The sequence below is a fragment of the Janthinobacterium sp. PSPC3-1 genome (assembly GCF_049896105.1).
In the GTDB taxonomy this organism is placed as follows: Bacteria; Pseudomonadota; Gammaproteobacteria; order Burkholderiales; family Burkholderiaceae_D; genus Janthinobacterium.
This window is the reverse complement of record NZ_JAFCTQ010000010.1, coordinates 42,541-58,067: the sequence shown is the minus strand read 5'-3', so window position 1 is coordinate 58,067 and position 15,527 is coordinate 42,541. Positions and strand designations below refer to the sequence as shown.

16 protein-coding genes are annotated in these 15,527 nt (G+C 63.3%); 6 read left to right on the top strand and 10 right to left on the bottom strand.

Annotation, left to right across the window (positions count from 1 at the left end; all coding sequences use genetic code 11):
• Positions 1-35: 35 nt before the first annotated feature.
• Complete coding sequence (locus tag ACP7B7_RS12870) at positions 36-731, bottom strand: nucleotidyltransferase domain-containing protein (protein WP_426076917.1); 696 nt, start codon at positions 729-731, stop codon at positions 36-38.
• Positions 732-917: 186 nt separating this feature from the next.
• Here ACP7B7_RS12870 and ACP7B7_RS12865 point away from each other — a divergent pair, with 186 nt between their 5' ends.
• Complete coding sequence (locus ACP7B7_RS12865; RefSeq protein WP_308921282.1) at positions 918-1,121, top strand: hypothetical protein; 204 nt, start codon at positions 918-920, stop codon at positions 1,119-1,121.
• 91 nt (positions 1,122-1,212) lie between these two features.
• Here the strand turns inward: ACP7B7_RS12865 and ACP7B7_RS12860 are convergent, their stop codons facing one another.
• Positions 1,213-2,913 (bottom strand): MFS transporter, encoded by a 1,701-nt coding sequence (locus ACP7B7_RS12860; RefSeq protein WP_426076916.1) that lies wholly within the window; start codon positions 2,911-2,913, stop codon positions 1,213-1,215.
• A 213-nt stretch (positions 2,914-3,126) separates the two neighbouring features.
• On the opposite strand from ACP7B7_RS12860, the gene ACP7B7_RS12855 reads away from it, so the two are divergent.
• From ACP7B7_RS12855 to ACP7B7_RS12840, 4 genes are all read left to right on the top strand, one after another.
• Positions 3,127-4,305 carry an acetyl-CoA C-acyltransferase gene (locus ACP7B7_RS12855; RefSeq protein WP_308921280.1) on the top strand — a complete coding sequence of 393 codons (1,179 nt, stop codon included), beginning with the start codon at positions 3,127-3,129 and terminating at the stop codon, positions 4,303-4,305.
• Positions 4,306-4,369: 64 nt separating this feature from the next.
• On the top strand, positions 4,370-4,672 hold the full coding sequence (locus tag ACP7B7_RS12850; protein WP_308921279.1) for a Dabb family protein: 303 nt from the start codon (positions 4,370-4,372) through the stop codon (positions 4,670-4,672).
• A gap of 83 nt (positions 4,673-4,755) precedes the next feature.
• Positions 4,756-5,751, top strand: a complete 996-nt coding sequence (locus ACP7B7_RS12845; RefSeq protein WP_426076915.1) for an NADP-dependent oxidoreductase — start codon at positions 4,756-4,758, stop codon at positions 5,749-5,751.
• A gap of 60 nt (positions 5,752-5,811) precedes the next feature.
• Entirely contained in the window at positions 5,812-6,249 is a 438-nt protein-coding gene (locus tag ACP7B7_RS12840; protein WP_426076914.1) for a GNAT family N-acetyltransferase, read from the top strand.
• A gap of 107 nt (positions 6,250-6,356) precedes the next feature.
• Here the strand turns inward: ACP7B7_RS12840 and ACP7B7_RS12835 are convergent, their stop codons facing one another.
• The 6 genes from ACP7B7_RS12835 to ACP7B7_RS12810 all read right to left on the bottom strand — a co-directional run bounded on the left by ACP7B7_RS12835 (position 6,357) and on the right by ACP7B7_RS12810 (position 13,461).
• Positions 6,357-7,367, bottom strand: coding sequence for an ABC transporter permease subunit (locus tag ACP7B7_RS12835; protein WP_308921276.1), 1,011 nt, complete (start codon positions 7,365-7,367; stop codon positions 6,357-6,359).
• Positions 7,368-7,391: 24 nt separating this feature from the next.
• Positions 7,392-8,891 (bottom strand): sugar ABC transporter ATP-binding protein, encoded by a 1,500-nt coding sequence (locus tag ACP7B7_RS12830; RefSeq protein WP_426076913.1) that lies wholly within the window; start codon positions 8,889-8,891, stop codon positions 7,392-7,394.
• 80 nt (positions 8,892-8,971) lie between these two features.
• Positions 8,972-9,907 (bottom strand): ABC transporter substrate-binding protein, encoded by a 936-nt coding sequence (locus ACP7B7_RS12825; RefSeq protein WP_308921274.1) that lies wholly within the window; start codon positions 9,905-9,907, stop codon positions 8,972-8,974.
• A gap of 74 nt (positions 9,908-9,981) precedes the next feature.
• On the bottom strand, positions 9,982-10,935 hold the full coding sequence (gene tal / locus ACP7B7_RS12820; protein WP_426076912.1) for a transaldolase: 954 nt from the start codon (positions 10,933-10,935) through the stop codon (positions 9,982-9,984).
• Between the two features lie 12 nt (positions 10,936-10,947).
• Complete coding sequence (gene xylB, locus ACP7B7_RS12815; RefSeq protein WP_308925771.1) at positions 10,948-12,429, bottom strand: xylulokinase; 1,482 nt, start codon at positions 12,427-12,429, stop codon at positions 10,948-10,950.
• Positions 12,430-12,459: 30 nt separating this feature from the next.
• The gene (locus tag ACP7B7_RS12810; RefSeq protein WP_308921272.1) at positions 12,460-13,461 is read right to left on the bottom strand and encodes a LacI family DNA-binding transcriptional regulator; all 1,002 of its coding nucleotides are present in this window, start codon (positions 13,459-13,461) and stop codon (positions 12,460-12,462) included.
• Positions 13,462-13,707: 246 nt separating this feature from the next.
• On the opposite strand from ACP7B7_RS12810, the gene ACP7B7_RS12805 reads away from it, so the two are divergent.
• A complete protein-coding gene (locus ACP7B7_RS12805) occupies positions 13,708-14,469 on the top strand; it encodes a substrate-binding periplasmic protein (protein WP_308921271.1) in 762 nt (253 codons plus the stop codon).
• 33 nt (positions 14,470-14,502) lie between these two features.
• Here ACP7B7_RS12805 and ACP7B7_RS12800 read toward each other — a convergent pair whose 3' ends face one another.
• Both ACP7B7_RS12800 and ACP7B7_RS12795 read right to left on the bottom strand, forming a co-directional pair.
• Positions 14,503-15,240 (bottom strand): NRDE family protein, encoded by a 738-nt coding sequence (locus ACP7B7_RS12800; protein ID WP_308921270.1) that lies wholly within the window; start codon positions 15,238-15,240, stop codon positions 14,503-14,505.
• Positions 15,231-15,521 carry a DUF4936 family protein gene (locus ACP7B7_RS12795; protein ID WP_308921269.1) on the bottom strand — a complete coding sequence of 97 codons (291 nt, stop codon included), beginning with the start codon at positions 15,519-15,521 and terminating at the stop codon, positions 15,231-15,233. Before ACP7B7_RS12795 ends, ACP7B7_RS12800 begins: the two co-directional genes overlap by 10 nt.
• Positions 15,522-15,527: the final 6 nt, after the last annotated feature.

The following is a 15,527-nucleotide window of genomic DNA, read 5'->3' as shown; positions in this document are numbered from 1 at the left end:
AGGCGCGTGACGAATTGCTCGTCCGGCAGGCCACCCTAGCCGGCATGGCGCATGAAAAAGTCGATCTGCTCCCGCATCGCTGGATAATTGCTGAGAAACAGCGCCGCATGCTGTTCCAGCGTTTGTGGCCACGACGGTTCATTTTCCGCGCGCAGCACGCTGGTGGCGCGTAGCAGCCTGCGCGCCGCTTCGCGCTGCCGGCGCACCAGCTTGGCGGTGTCGATGGTTTGCTCGCGCAGCTGTTCGATCTCCCCGGCCTGGCGCTCGAGTACCTCGACGATATCGCCATTGACGGCCAGCGCGATGGTGCGCGACGGCGGGAACGGTGTGAAACACCGTGACAGGTCGTTGCCCCAGATGCAGCGGCAGTGGTGCTTGAGCCAGTAGCCCCAGCTGTGCAGGTGGCGCGGCGCCAGCGCGTCGATGCGGGTGCCGATATCGAAATCGATCTTGCTCACTTCCGGATGGCGCGCCGCCAGCGCCAGGCGCAGCGCTTCGAGCATGCTGGCGTCGCGCGGCGCAGGGCGGTGGCGCAGGATCAGGGTCACGTCCAGGTCCGACACGCCGGGTGTCGCATCGCCGCGCGCCACGCTGCCGTACAAATAGATGCCATCGAGCAGCTCTCCGGCCTGCGCCAGCAGTGCCGTGCGCAGGTCATCGATCAGGTCAAGATAGGCTGGCTGGAATGGGCCGTGGGGGGCGGGTGGAATGGTGCGTGGGGTAACGGTCATGCGAATTCTGGCTTCAAAAGGCGGACTGTAGCATGCGCCAGCACTAGCGATGGCACACATCTTTCCAGAAAGTAAAACCGAGCGCTTGTACTTCGCGCCTTGATCGCGTTAAGATAAAGCCGTCAAGCATTTTTTGGCCGTGCAGTCCTTCCCGCAGTTTATTTACACCATGCCATGAGAGATGCAATGAAATATCTGATCGTCCCCTGTTTGTTGGCCATCACCGGCTGTGAGGTTTTGTATGACGCGAATCGGGACAAGATCGGCGAGTACTGCAACAGCCTCAACAATTTTGATGACCGCAACGCCTGCCGCAAGCGCAACCAGACCAGTTACCAGGAATATGTGCAGCATCGTGATCAGCTGAAGAAGGGCGCGAGCGACAAGTAAATTGATCGTTGGTGCATGAAAAAACGCCGCCGGGATTGCTCCCGGCGGCGTTTTTCCTTGTGCACCGGCGCTGGCCGGTGCACACATTGCATCAATCGTCGGCGTAGATATTGTTGTCCTTGGTTTCACGCACGAACAGGGTGCCGATCACGACCGTGGCCAGGGCCACGATGATCGGATACCACAGGCCATAATAAATGTCGCCCTTGAACGCCACCAGCGCAAACGCGGTGGTCGGCAGCAGGCCGCCGAACCAGCCATTGCCGATATGGTAGGGCAGCGACATCGAGGTATAGCGTATGCGGGTCGGGAACATTTCCACCAGCATGGCGGCGATCGGCCCGTACACCATGGTCACGTACAGCACCAGGATAAACAGCAGCAGCACCACCATCGGCTTGTTGATGCGGTCCGGGTCGGCCTTGGCAGGGTAGCCCGCTTCCTTGACGCCAGCGCCGATTTCTTTCTTGAAAGCCGCTTCCTTGGCCTTGCTGTCGGCGTCGAAGTTCAGGCCGTCGGCCGTCATGACGGCGTTAAAGGAGGTAAATTCCCTGGCGCCGATGCGGACCTTGGCGATTGCACCGGCCGGTGCGTCTTCCTTGGTGTAGTTCACCGAGCTGTTCGACAGGAAGCCGGTGGCGATATCGCACGAGGACGGGAATTTCTTGGTGCCGGTCAGGTTGAACTGGAAGTGGCAGGAAGCCGGATCGGCCACCACCACCACGGGCGAGTTCTTCAGGGCCGCTTCCAGCTGCGGATTGGCAAAGTGCGTCAGGCCGTTAAACAGCGGGAAGTAGGTGGCGGCGGCGATCAGGCAGCCACCGAGAATGATGTACTTGCGGCCGATGCGGTCCGACAGGCTGCCGAAGAACAGGAAGAATGGCGTACCGAGCAGCAGCGCGATGGCGATCAGGATATTCGCCGTGGCCAGGTCCACCTTCAGGGTCTGGATCATGAAGAACAGGGCGTAGAACTGGCCCGTGTACCACACCACGGCCTGGCCGGCGGTCAGGCCGATCAGCGCCAGGATCACGATTTTCAGGTTGCGCCACTGGCCGAACGCTTCGGTCAGCGGGGCTTTCGAGGTACGGCCTTCGGCCTTCATCTTGGCAAATGCCGGCGATTCATCCATGGCCAGGCGGATCCAGACGGAAATACCGAGCAGCACCACCGACACCAGGAAGGGCACGCGCCAGCCCCAGGCCTCGAACTCCGCTTCGCCGGTCGCCAGGCGGGTGCCCAGGATGACCATCAGCGACAGGAAGAAGCCCAGCGTGGCGGTGGTCTGTATCCAGGCCGTGAACGCCCCGCGCTTGCCTTCGGGAGCATGCTCGGCCACATAGGTGGCCGCGCCGCCATATTCGCCACCCAGCGCCAGGCCCTGCAGGATGCGCAGGATGACCAGGATGATAGGCGCCGCGATGCCGATCGAGGCATGGCCCGGCAGCAGGCCGACGATAAAGGTCGAACCGCCCATGATCAGGATGGTGATCAAAAAGGTGTATTTGCGGCCGATCATGTCGCCCAGGCGGCCGAACACGAGCGCGCCGAACGGACGCACGATAAAGCCGGCGGCAAACGCCAGCAGCGCGAAAATGAAGGTGGTGCTGGGGTCACCGATAAAGAATTGCTTGGCGATAATCGATGCGAGCGAACCGTACAGATAAAAGTCGTACCATTCAAAGACGGTGCCGAGCGAGGAAGCAAAGATGACCTTGCGTTCCTCCTTGGTCATCGGCGCCCCTTTGGCCGCGAATTTCCTGACGTCGGCCGAGCCGGATGGTGTTGCCATGGTGTTGTCTCCCTATGTTTTATAGTGAACCGTTGCCGAGGTCTTGCTGACCATTCTTGCAACAGCTACGGGCCAGTCTGTCCCTGGAACCTTACGCGGCGCTTACAATTGCAGTCATTTGCACAGCCTTTGCAAGGTCTTTGCAGGAGCGAACGACCGTACTTATCTATGCTATTCTCAGCCACCTACTTACTATCACCCAGGAGACATCACATGAATGAAGCCGTCATCGTATCGACCGCCCGCACGGGCCTGGCCAAGTCTTGGAAAGGCGCGTTCAACATGACGCATGGCGCCACCCTGGGCGGCCATGTGCTGGCCGCCGCCATCGAACGCGCCGGCATCGAGGCGGGCGAAGTGGAAGACGTGCTGGCCGGCTGCGCCTTTCCCGAAGGCGCCACCGGCGGCAATATCGCGCGCCAGATCGCCCTGCGCGCCGGCTGCCCGGTCACGACGGGCGGCATGACCATCAACCGCTTCTGTTCCTCGGGCCTGCAGGCGATCGCCACGGCGGCGCAGCGCATCATCGCCGGCGAAGGCGATATCTATGCGGCCGGCGGGGTCGAATCGATTTCCTGCGTGCAGAACGAAATGAACAAGCATATGTACCGCGAAGTGTGGCTGCAGGAAAACAAGCCAGCCCTGTACTGGCCCATGCTGCAAACGGCCGAAACGGTGGCCCAGCGCTACAGCATTTCGCGCGAGCGCCAGGACCATTACGGCGCGCAAAGCCAGCAGCGGGCCGCCAGCGCCCAGGCCGCCGGCCTGTTCGATGCGGAAATCGTGCCGATGACCACCACCATGGGCGTGGCCGACAAGGCCAGCGGCATGCTGACCACGCGCGAAGTGACGATATCCGCCGACGAAGGCATCCGGGCCGACACCACCTATGAAGGCGTGTCGAAAATCCGTCCGGCCGTGCCGGGCGGGGTGATCAGCGCCGGCAACGCCAGCCAGTTTTCCGACGGCGCGGCGATGGCCATCGTCATGAACGCGAAAGTGGCCGAAGCGAAGGGCCTGCAACCGCTGGGCATCTTCCGCGGCTTTGCCGTGGCCGGCTGCGAACCTGACGAAATGGGCATCGGCCCCGTGTTTGCGATTCCGAAGCTGCTGAAAAAAGCCGGCTTGACGGTGGCCGATATCGGCCTGTGGGAACTCAATGAAGCGTTCGCCGTGCAAGTGCTGTACTGCGCCGACACCCTGGGCATCCCGCTGGACCGCCTGAACGTGAACGGCGGCGCGATCGCCGTCGGCCACCCTTACGGCGTATCGGGCGCGCGCCTGACGGGCCACGCGCTGATCGAAGGCAAGCGCCGCGGCGTCAAATATGTGGTGGTGACCATGTGCATCGGCGGCGGGCAGGGCGCGGCCGGTTTGTTCGAAGTGGCCTAGTGTTCTGCAGAGTGAGCCGATAGCGGTTACAGTATTGGCTCTCTTTCGTACTCCATTGCACATCATGATCAAGCACATCGTTTTCTGGAAACTCAAGGACCACGCCGAAGGCGCCGACCGCGCCACCAACGCCCTGAAACTCAAGGCCCTGCTCGACAGCTGCTCTGCTCTCGTGCCCGGCATTTTGAAATTCGAAGCGGCCGTGGCCCAGCCCGGCCTGGAAGCGACCTACGACATCGTGCTGTACAGCGAATTCGACAGCCGCGAGTCGCTTGACGCCTACCAGAACCATCCGGAACACGTGAAGATCAAGCCGTTTTTTGGCGCCGTGCGTGAAGCGCGGCAGTGCATGGACTACGAAGTTTAACTTAACGCAGCAGAAATCCGGGGTCAGACCCGCCGGGTCTGACCCCAGCCCTCTGCTGATTCCACCGATCATCAGGAGCACACATGACCACATATCAACGCATCGTCCTCGCCTCCCGCCCCAAAGCCGAAGTCCAGCCTGACAACTTCCGCCTGGAAACCGTCGAGATGCCCGCCATCCAGGACGGCGAACTGCTGGTACGCAACCATTACCTGTCCTTGGACCCCTACATGCGTGGCCGCATGAGCGAGAGCAAGAGCTACGCCGCTTCGCAGGCCATCGATGAAACCATGATCGGCGGCACCATCGGCGAGGTGATCGCATCGAAGCATGCGAAGTTTGCCGTTGGTGATACCGTCGTCGGTACTTTGGGCTGGACGGAAGTGGCGGTGTCCGACGGCACCATGCTGCGCAAGGTCGACACCACGCATATTCCCGAATCGGCCTACCTCGGTTCGGTGGGCATGCCCGGCATGACGGCCTGGTACGGCCTGAACCATATCATGGCGCCGAAAGCGGGCGAAACGGTGGTCGTGTCGGCCGCCAGCGGCGCGGTGGGCAGCGTGGTGGGCCAGCTGGCCAAGCTGAAAGGCTGCCGCGTGGTCGGCATCGCCGGCGGCCCGGAAAAATGCGCGTATGTGGTCGACGAGCTGGGCTTCGATGCTTGCGTCGACTACAAGGCAGGCAATCTGGAAGCGGACCTGGCAGCCGCTACCCCGGACGGCATTGACGCCATCTTTGAAAACGTCGGCGGCAAGGTGTTCGATACGGCGCTGGCGCGCACCAACGCGTTTGGCCGCATCGCCCTGTGCGGCTGGATTGCCGGCTATGACGGTCAGCCTACGCCGATCGACAATTTCCGCCTGATCCTGATCAACCGCCTGACGGTGCGCGGCTTTATCGTCTCGGAACAGCCGGAACTGTGGCCGGAAGGCCTGGCTGAGCTGGGCAAGCTGGTGGCGGAAGGCAAGCTGAAATTCCGCGAGTCCATCGCCGAAGGGCTGTCGAATGCGCCGGAAGCGTTTATCGGTTTGTTGAAGGGACGTAACTTCGGCAAGCAGCTGGTCAAGCTCTCCTGATATTGTTCTGGTGGAAGAGGCCGTGCGACAATGGCGGCCTGTTTCCACTTCCACGCCATCATGAGCACCGATATCAGCAACTACACTATCCGCCTCGGCGACTGGGCCACCCTGGGCCACGACGCCTCCGCCATCCGCTTTGAAGTCTTTGTCGACGAACAGAAGGTTCCCGCCGAGATCGAGCTCGACGAGATGGACGCCGTCTGCCTGCATGCCGTCGCCTATGACAACGACGGTCACGCCATCGGCACGGGCCGCTTGCTGCCCGACGGCCATATCGGCCGCATGGCCGTGCGCAAGGCGGGCCGTGGCACCGGCGTCGGCGGCGCCATCCTGCAGAAATTAATGGAGAAAGCGCGCGAACGCGGCGATGCGGCCGTGGTGCTCAATGCCCAGACCGTGGCCGCGCCGTTCTATGCGCGCCATGGTTTTGTGCAGCAGGGGGAAGAGTTTGCGGAGGCGGGGATCGCGCATATTGAAATGCGCCTGGAATTCTGAGAGAACGTCGGATTACGCGCAAGGCGCTAATCCGACCTACCCGACATGCGGTGTAAACCGTAGGTCGGGTTAGCGCGCAGCGCGTAACCCGACAACAACCTTTACCATCAATTCTGCGCGTGCGACTGGCGCCATTTGTCCAGTATCACCGCCAGCACGATCACCACGCCCTTGGCCACATACTGCCAGAACGACGACAGTCCCAGGATGGTCAGGCCGTTGTTCATCACGCCGATGATCAGGGCGCCGATCACGGTGCCCCAGACGGAACCGACGCCGCCCATCAGGCTGGTGCCACCGAGCACTACTGCCGCGATTGCGTCGAGCTCGTAGCCGGTACCCCAGTTGCCGTTCGCGGCGTACAGGCGGCTGGCCGACATGGCGCCGCCCAGGCCGGCGAACAGGCCGCTGATCGTGTAGACAAACATCAGGACCAGGCCGACCTTGATGCCGGTCAGGCGTGCAGCCTGGATATTGCCGCCGACGGCGTAGATATGCAGGCCCAGGGTGGTCTTGCGCAGGATAAACCAGGTCAGGATCACCACCAGCGCGGCCAGCCAGATCAGCCACGGGATCGCCAGAAAGCTGCCGTTGCCCATCCATTCGAAGCTCGGGATTTCCGTGTTCAGCACGCTGGTGCCGTCAGCGAGCAGATAGGCCGCGCCGCGCAGCGCCGTCATGGTGCCCAGGGTCACCACGAACGGATTCAATCCCACCAGCGCCACCAGCACGCCGTTCAGTGCGCCCAGCAGCAGGCCGACGATCAAAAAGGTGGGGATCGAAAAGCCGGCGAACTGCGCCGACAGCGACATCAGCATGCCGGCCACGGCCGACACGGCCAGCACGGAGCCGACGGACAGATCGATGCCGCTGGTGAGGATGACGAAGGTCATGCCGGAAGCGAGCACGATATTGATCGACACCTGGCGGAAGATATTCATGGTGTTGGTGCTGGTCATGAAGGTCGATTCGCCATCGGCCGAGAAATACACGGTCAGGCCGTACATGGCCAGGTAGAGCACCACCAGCACGGGCAGCATGCCCAGGCGGCGCATCAGGTTCGAGGCATTGAAAGGTTGGCTGGCGCTTGCGGCGCCGCCGGTGGTGGTCGTGGTCATGATGATTCTCCCTGTATTGATGTTTTAAGCGGCGTCCAGATGGGTGGCGTAGGCCAGGATCTTTTCCTGCGTGATGTCGTCGCCCGTCACTTCGCCGGTCAGCCTGCCTTCGCACATCACCATCACGCGGTCGCAGATGCCGACCAGTTCGGCCAGTTCGCTGGAAATGCACAGCACCGCCGTGCCCGCGTCCGCCAGCTGGTGGATGATCTTGTAGATCTCGCTTTTGGCGCCGACGTCGACGCCGCGCGTCGGCTCGTCGAGGATCAGCACTTTCGGCTTGATCGCCAGCCAGCGCGCTAGCAGCACTTTCTGCTGGTTGCCGCCCGACAGGCCGCCGACGATGCCTTCCGGTCCCGATACTTTCACGTTCAGGCTGCCGATCGATTCACGCGTCAGTCTGGTCAGCGCGCGGCGGTCGACCACGCCGGCGGTGGCGTGCTGCGACAATATATTCATCGACATGTTTTCCATGGCCGACAGCTGCATGAACAGGCCCAGGCTCTTGCGGTCCTCCGGCAGGTAGCCGATGCCGTGGCGGATCGCCGCCAGCGGTTCGGCAATATGGACTTCCTTGCCGTCGAGCCAGACCTGGCCCGATTGCTTCTTGTCGGCGCCAAAGATCAGGCGCGCCAGTTCCGTGCGGCCGGCGCCCACCAGGCCGGCCAGGCCCGTCACTTCACCGGCGTGCAGCACGAAGCTGGCCGGCTTGACCTTGCCGGCGCCGACGTTTTCCACCCGCAGGCGCTCGGCGCCGCGCGTGGTGCGCCTTTGGTGCGAATAAAAGTCGTCGGCGGGGCGGCCCACCATCATCTGCACGACTTTCTTCTGGTCCAGTTCGTCCTTGCCCAGCTCGCCCACATAGGCGCCGTCGCGCAGCACCGTGATGCGGCGCGCCAGGCGCTCCACCTCGGCCATGCGGTGGCTGATGTAGAGAATCGCCAGGCCTTTGTCGCGCTGCTCTTCGATAATGCGGAACAATTGTTCGGTTTCACGGTCGGACAGCGCCGCCGTCGGCTCGTCCATGATCAGGATGCGGCTTTCGTGCACGAGGGCGCGGGCGATTTCCACCTGCTGCTGCTCGGCGATCGACAGGGTGGCGACCATGGTGTCGGCATTGAAGCGCGAGCCCAGGTCGGCCAGGATGGCATTGGTGCGGGCGCGCATCTCGCCGCCCTTGACGGTCCAGAACGGTCCCTTGGGCTCGCTGCCCATGAAGACGTTCTGCGCCACCGTCATGTTCTTGGCCACGCTCAGTTCCTGGTAGATCAGGTTGATGCCCAGCGCGCGGGCTTCGCCCGGATTGCGGATCTTGATCGGCTTGCCGTCCAGGATGATTTCCCCGGCGTCCGGCGTGTAGACGCCGGACAAAATCTTCATCAGGGTACTTTTTCCGGCACCGTTTTCGCCCATCACGGCATGGATTTCGCCTTTGCGCACCGTCAGGTGCACGCCGCGCAGCGCGCGCGTGGCGCCAAAGCGCTTCTCGATGCCGCGCATTTCAAAAATGATTTCGTCGCTCATGACTGTCCTTCCTTGCTTTGAAACTGCCGCCCGCCACCGGCGGGGCCGGGGTGGACGGCACGTGGTTCAGGTCAGCCAGATCAGTTTTTTACCCAGCCGGTGTAGGTGGCGACGTTTTCCTTGGTGATGGCCGGGGTCGGCAGCAACACCATGGTTTGCTTCGGCGTACGGCCGTTCATGATGTCGTAGCCCATCTGCACTGCCTCGGTGGCCATGCGGTACGGGTTTTGCGCCGAGGTGGCGGCGAACAGGCCTGCCTTGTTTTTCAGGGCGTTCTGGCCGTCCGGCGCGCCGTCGACGGCGGTGATCAGTTTCACGTCGGTGCGCTTGGCTTGCTTGATCGCCAGTTCGGCGCCGATGCCGGTCGGATCGTTGATGGCGAACACGCCGTCAATCTTCGGATGGGCCGTCAGCAGGTTCGACATCACCGTCATGCCGCCGTCACGGCTGCCGCCGGCGTTCTGGTTGTCGGACAGGATCTTGATGTCCTTGAAGCCGGCCAGGGTTTTCTTGCAGCCGTTGACGCGGTCGATCACGGAGGTCACCGGTGGGCCGTTCAGGATCACCACATTGCCCTTGCCGCCGATCTGCTTGGCCAGGTAGGCGCACGAGACGTCGCCGGCCATGGTGTTGTCGGACATCACGGTGGCCGAGGCGCCGACGGCGCCGACGTCGACGGCGATCACGGTCACGCCCGCGTTGCGCGCTTTCTTGATGGCCGGGGCGATGCCCTTGGAGTCGACGGCGTTCAGGATGATGATGTCGGTTTTATTCGCGATGAAGTTCTCGATCTGGTCGACCTGGGTGTTCAAGTCATATTTGCTCGACACGGTGGTCACTTTCACGCCAGGTCCGCCGATTTTCTTTGCGCTTTCTTCGGCGCCGCGGCCGATCGCCACGAAGAACGGGTTGGCCAGGTCACCCACGCTGACGCCGATCGATTTCAATGGCTTGTCGGCGGCAAAAGCGCCGCAGGCGGCGGACAACAGCAGGGAGGCGGTAATAACTTTTTTCATGAGTATCTCCAGAGGTTCTTATTGTGAAAAACAAGTTGTGCTACGGGTGAAAAACAAGGGGGTAAAAATCATCTTCAGGCGGCCTGGCGCAGGCTCTCGATCATCTTGTCGAGCTTGGCCGCATCGACGGCGAAGCCACGGATGCCTTCGGCCAGCTTTTCGGTCGCCATCGCATCATCGTTCAGGGCGTAGCGGAAAGCCGCTTCGTCGTACGTAATGGCCGCTTGCGGCGCGCCATGGTCCGCACCCAGCGCGCGCTCGAACGGTTCGTCGGAGGCTTCCAGTTTCGCCAGCAGGTCGGGGCTGATGGTCAGCAGGTCGCAGCCGGACAGGGCGGTAATTTGCCCCGTGTTGCGGAAGCTGGCGCCCATCACCTGGGTCGCAATGCCATGCTGCTTGTAATACTGGTAGATGCGGGTGACCGACTGCACGCCTGGATCGTTGGACAGCGAACGGGCCGCTTCGTCCCACGATGCACCGAGCGACTTCTTGTGCCAGTCGTAGATACGGCCCACAAAAGGCGAAATCAAACGCACTTTGGCGTCGGCGCAGGCGACCGCCTGGCAGAAGGCGAACAGCAGGGTCAGGTTGCAGAAGATGCCGTCCGCTTCCAGTTCGCGCGCGGCCTGGATGCCTTCCCAGGTGGCGGCGATCTTGATCAGCACGCGTTCGCGGGTGATGCCGGTCGCTTCGTACAGGGCGATCAGGCGGCGGGCGCGGGCCACGGTGGCGGCGCGGTCAAAGCTCAGGCGGGCGTCGACTTCGGTCGAGACGCGGCCCGGCACCACTTTCAGGATTTCCAGGCCAAAACGCACCAGCACCTGGTCGACGATATCGTCGAGCGAGGCGCCCTTGTGGTCGGCGACCGTGCTGGCCAGCAAGGGCGCGTAATCGGGCTGCAGCACCGCTTTCAGGATCAGGGAAGGATTGGTGGTCGCGTCTTGCGGCGCAAAACGGGCCAATTGCAAGAAATCGCCGGTGTCGGCGACGACGGTGCTCGCTTGCTTCAGTTGTTGCAGTTGATTCATCGTGACTTGTCCTTAGGTAGACGACAGTTGATGCAGGGCCTGAACGGCAGGAAAAAGGCTGCGGTATTTGTTATAGCGGATGGTGAGCGCGGCATGTTGCGCGGCATCCGGTGCGAAGCTGTTCTTGATCGGCAGTCCCGTCGCCAGCAGGCCGGTGTGGCCGATGGCGGCAAAGCCCAGCTTGGCCGCACCCATGCTGGCCGACAATTCGCTGTTGTGCAGGGTGCGCATTTCGCGGCCCAGCACGTTGGCCAGCAATTGCGCCCAGTACTGGCTGCGCGCGCCGCCGCCGACCAGCAGGCAGTGCGGCACGGTGGCGCCGGTCGAGATGACTGCCGCCATCGCGTCGCGCAAGGCAAACGCCACCCCTTCCAGTACAGCATAGCCAAGCTGCGCCGGATTGCTATCATGGCCTAATTGCAAAAACGCGCCGCGCACTTGCGGATCGTTGTGCGGCGTGCGCTCGCCCGACAAATACGGCAGGAACAGCGGCGCGCCGGGCGTGACGGTCTGGCTTAACGGAATATCGGCCTCGACCAGCGCCAGCAGCGCCGCTTCGCCGGCCTGGTTCAGCACGCCCGTGGCCCAGCGCAGGCAGCTGGCGCCCGACAAGATGGCGCCCATGGCGTACCAGCGGCCGGGCAGGGCGTGGCAAAAGCTGTGCACGCCGCCGTTCGGATTACCCAGCGGCTGCTCGGTGACCGAGACGATGGCGGCGCTGGTGCCCAGCGAAATAAAGCTGTCGCCGGCATGGACGGCGCCGATGCCCACGGCCGAGACCGGGTTATCGCCACCGCCGCCGGCCACCACCACGTTCTCTGGCAAGCCCAGCCGTTTGGCGATAGTCGCCAGCACGGTGCCGGTGGCGGCATCGCCTTCGACCAGCGGAGGCAATTGCTCCAGGCGCAGGCCGCACGCTTCGACGATGGGCGCGAACCAGGCGCGGCGCGCTTCGTCCAGCCACAAGGTGCCGGCCGCATCGGACATGTCGGTGATTTTCTGTCCCGTCAAACGCAGGCGCAGATAGTCTTTCGGCGACAACACGCAGTCGATCACGGCAAACGCCTGCGGCTCGTGTTTTTGCAGCCACAGCAGTTTTGGCGCCGTCAGGCCGGCCATCGCCAGGCTGCCGGTGACTTCAGCAAAGGCCGGGTAGTCATGCGCCAGTTGCGCCGCCTCGGCATGGGCGCGCGCGTCGTTCCACAGGATGGCGGGCCGGATGCAGGCGTTGTCGCAGTCGAGCAGCACCGCGCCATGCATCTGGCCCGACAGGCCGATGCAGGCAATTGCGGCAAACTCGTCAGGACAGGCGGCGCGCAATTGCGCCAGCGCCGCCACGCAGGCATCCCACCAGTCCTGCGGCGCCTGTTCGGACCAGCCCGGGTGCGGGCGCGACACGTCGAGCCGCACCGAGGCCTGGCCGCGGATGGCGCCGTGGCTGTCCATCAGCACGGTTTTCAGTTCGGAAGTACCGAGATCGATACCGAGGGAAATTTTGTTGGTCATGGTCTTCAGGTCAAGGAATCAGGAACAGCCGCATGAGTTGCGCACGCGCAGCACCGGCGACAAGCGCTGCACATATTGCGCACGTTGTGGATGGGCCAGCCGCTCGATCAGCAGGTCGACCGCCATCGCGCCCAGCTCTTCCAGCGGCTGGGCCATCACGGTCAGGCGCGGGCTGAAGTAATCGGCCCAGTCGAAATCATCGAAGCCGGCCAGCGCCACGTCTTGCGGCACGGCCACATGGGCGTCGCGCAGCGCATGCATGGTGCCGATGGTCATCAGGTTATTGCCGGCGACAATCGCCGTCGGGCGCTGCGGCAGCGCCAGCAGTTCGCGCGTGGCCGCGCCGCTGCGCTCGAGATTGGAATGGCCCCATTGCAGCAGGGCCGGGTCGAACGGCAGGCCGGCGCGCGCCAGCGCCAGGCGATAACCGTCGATGCGTTCGTCGGTGGTCGACAGGCCGGGCGCGCCGGCGATAAAGCCGATGCGGCGGTGGCCGTGCACGGTGATCAGATGGCTGACCAGTTCGCAGGTGGCTTCGATATTTTCCACGCCGACCTGGTCGAAGGCCAGCGGCGACATGCGGTCGACCAGCACCGAGGCGATCTTGTTGCTGTTCAGATAGTCCAGCGCGCGGTTGTGCGGATCGCCCGACGGCGCCAGCACGATGCCGTCGACCCGGCGCTGGTGCAGGTTCTGCACCACCTTGAGTTCCTGCTCGGGGTCGTCATGGGTATCGGAAAACAGCATCATCAGGCCATGGCGCGTGCAGGCCGCCTCGATGGCGCGCACGGTTTCGCTGAAGTAATGATTGGTAAACGCGGAGATGGCCACGCCAATGGTGCCGGAAGACGAGCCAGCCAGGGCGCGCGCCAGCATGTTCGGCACATAGCCGATCTGCTGCATCGCCGTGTTGACGGCGGCGACGGTTTTCGGGCTGACCTTGCGGGTGCCGTTGACTACGTGCGAGACGGTCGACAGCGATACGTCCGCCGCCCGCGCTACATCTTCCATGGTGGCCATGGTGTCTCCTGTGTTTTTTGGTACCGCTGTTTTTATTTGCTGCTTTGCTGTTATATGACATGCTAAATAAAAGAAAGCGCTTGCGCAAGCGCTTTCTTTTTATTTTTCACGAAGTTTCTTGTTAACTTGTTTGCATGATCGTGTATTGTCATGGGTCCTGCCGTGGTCCTGTCCTGTGCGAGGCGCGGTCATCGAATGACTTTATTGATAGGGAACGACAGGGCGATGCGGGCAAGAAGACGGGGTATGGGAAGCATCGCGCTATGCCTGGCGACACTGTGGCTGCCGGCCTGGGCCGGGGAGCGGCCGGTGCTGGCCCGGGCGAAGCTGAGCGTGGTGACGGAAGAGTTTGAACCCTTCAATTTTTTCGAGCAGGGCAAGCTGACCGGCTACAGCGTGGAGCTGGTGCGCGAGCTGCTGGGGCGTGGCGGCCATGATTACGCGATGGCGTCCTACCCGTGGGCGCGCGCCTACCGCATGGCCCAGCAACTGCCGAATGTGCTGATTTTCAGCATGGCCAGGACCGCCGAGCGCGAAAAGCAGTTCCAGTGGATCGCGCCGCTGGCCCGGCGGCAGGTGTATCTGTACCAGTTGAGCAAGCGCAACGACATCAATGTGCGCACGCTGGCCGACCTGGCGCGCTACAGGACCGCAGTGAACCGCGACGATGTGGCGCAAACCCAGCTCACGGCGCTGGGCCTGGCGCGTGCGGGGCGGCTGGACCTGGCCAATAGCGAACTGTCGAGCATGAGGAAATTGCTGGTGGGACGGGTCGACCTGATTGCCGGCAATCCCTTTTCCATCCGTGGCCTGTGCGCCAAGGCCGGCGTGCCGGAAAGCGCACTCAAGCGCACCATCTTGCTGTCGGACGATTCCGACTACTACCTGGCGGCCAGCCTGGCCACGCCGGCCGCCACGGTGGAAGCGCTGCGCGGCCAGTACCAGCAGCTGCGCGGCACGCCTTTCCTGCGCGAACTGGGCGCGCGCTACCAGGTGACGCCACTGTAGTTATCGGACCTTTACCTGATCCTTGCCGGCTCCTTACTGGATCAGCAGCTCGTGCAGCTCGCCCGGCGCGTCCGGGAACAGCTTGACCACCGTCGAGGTGCGGGTGCCGTAGCCCGGCGTCTCGATGCAGACGGCCGACAGGACCCGTTCCAGGTCCAGCGGCACGCCCGTGTCCGGCAGGCGGAAGTCCGGTGCGCGGGTGGTGTCGGCCAGCATCTCGAAATACGCGTCGTCCGGCGCGCCCAGGCACATCAGGCTGGCGAACTGGGCCTTGGTTTTCAGCACCTTGGGCCAGGGCGCGTCGAGCAGAGCGTTCGACAGGCCGTAGATGCCCGGTTCCAGTGGCTGGCCGTTGCGCGGGTCGCCGTCGCCGCGGTTGGAAAACCAGATCAGGGTCTCGGCGTCGCCCAGCACCAGGTTGAAACCGTTGTAGGCGGCGCAGCCGGGACGGATCTGCGAGACATAATCGTGCGCCGACATGGAGCCGGCCAGGTAGTCGGCCACCAGCGCGCCGCGCGAGGGGGCATCGGCGCGGTGGTCCTGCGGACTGCGGATATTCGTGATGGCCGCAAAGCGCGAGGCGCCTGCCGCCATTTGCGTGATGCCCATCCAGCTGCCGCCGGCCTGCAGGTCGCGGCCCGCATACACTTGCGGGTGTTCCGGCCAGCTGCCGGCCGGGGCGCTGGCGCGTTCATAGAATTCGTCGCGGTTGGCGGCGGCAATCAGCGGTACGTGCGGATTGACTTTCCAGGCAAAAACGATCAGGCACATGGGGGCAAGTCCATGAAGGTTTCCACGTGGCGCCCGCCTGCCGTCAGGCTCAGCAAGCCGGCCTCGTCGGCGGCGGCCGCCAGCTGTTCGGCAAAGCCTTCGCCGACCACCGGGTAGATTTCCATCCACGTCTGCAGGCCGTCGCGGCTTTCCGGGCGGCGTTTCAGCTGGGGCGAGACGCCCGAGCCGGCCGCCAGTTTTGCCTGCAAGGAACGCACGCGCGCTTCCAGCGCCTGCGCATGCTCTTCTTTTACCTGGTAATAGATATACAAGTCTTTCATGGCGTC

Coding starts and splice junctions, on each gene's coding strand:
- ACP7B7_RS12870 (WP_426076917.1), bottom strand. CDS start 731: ATGACCGTTACCCCACGCACCATTCCACCCGCCCCCCACGGCCCATTC.
- ACP7B7_RS12865 (WP_308921282.1), top strand. CDS start 918: ATGAAATATCTGATCGTCCCCTGTTTGTTGGCCATCACCGGCTGTGAG.
- ACP7B7_RS12860 (WP_426076916.1), bottom strand. CDS start 2,913: ATGGCAACACCATCCGGCTCGGCCGACGTCAGGAAATTCGCGGCCAAA.
- ACP7B7_RS12855 (WP_308921280.1), top strand. CDS start 3,127: ATGAATGAAGCCGTCATCGTATCGACCGCCCGCACGGGCCTGGCCAAG.
- ACP7B7_RS12850 (WP_308921279.1), top strand. CDS start 4,370: ATGATCAAGCACATCGTTTTCTGGAAACTCAAGGACCACGCCGAAGGC.
- ACP7B7_RS12845 (WP_426076915.1), top strand. CDS start 4,756: ATGACCACATATCAACGCATCGTCCTCGCCTCCCGCCCCAAAGCCGAA.
- ACP7B7_RS12840 (WP_426076914.1), top strand. CDS start 5,812: ATGAGCACCGATATCAGCAACTACACTATCCGCCTCGGCGACTGGGCC.
- ACP7B7_RS12835 (WP_308921276.1), bottom strand. CDS start 7,367: ATGACCACGACCACCACCGGCGGCGCCGCAAGCGCCAGCCAACCTTTC.
- ACP7B7_RS12830 (WP_426076913.1), bottom strand. CDS start 8,891: ATGAGCGACGAAATCATTTTTGAAATGCGCGGCATCGAGAAGCGCTTT.
- ACP7B7_RS12825 (WP_308921274.1), bottom strand. CDS start 9,907: ATGAAAAAAGTTATTACCGCCTCCCTGCTGTTGTCCGCCGCCTGCGGC.
- tal (WP_426076912.1), bottom strand. CDS start 10,935: ATGAATCAACTGCAACAACTGAAGCAAGCGAGCACCGTCGTCGCCGAC.
- ACP7B7_RS12810 (WP_308921272.1), bottom strand. CDS start 13,461: ATGGCCACCATGGAAGATGTAGCGCGGGCGGCGGACGTATCGCTGTCG.
- ACP7B7_RS12805 (WP_308921271.1), top strand. CDS start 13,708: ATGGGAAGCATCGCGCTATGCCTGGCGACACTGTGGCTGCCGGCCTGG.
- ACP7B7_RS12800 (WP_308921270.1), bottom strand. CDS start 15,240: ATGTGCCTGATCGTTTTTGCCTGGAAAGTCAATCCGCACGTACCGCTG.
- ACP7B7_RS12795 (WP_308921269.1), bottom strand. CDS start 15,521: ATGAAAGACTTGTATATCTATTACCAGGTAAAAGAAGAGCATGCGCAG.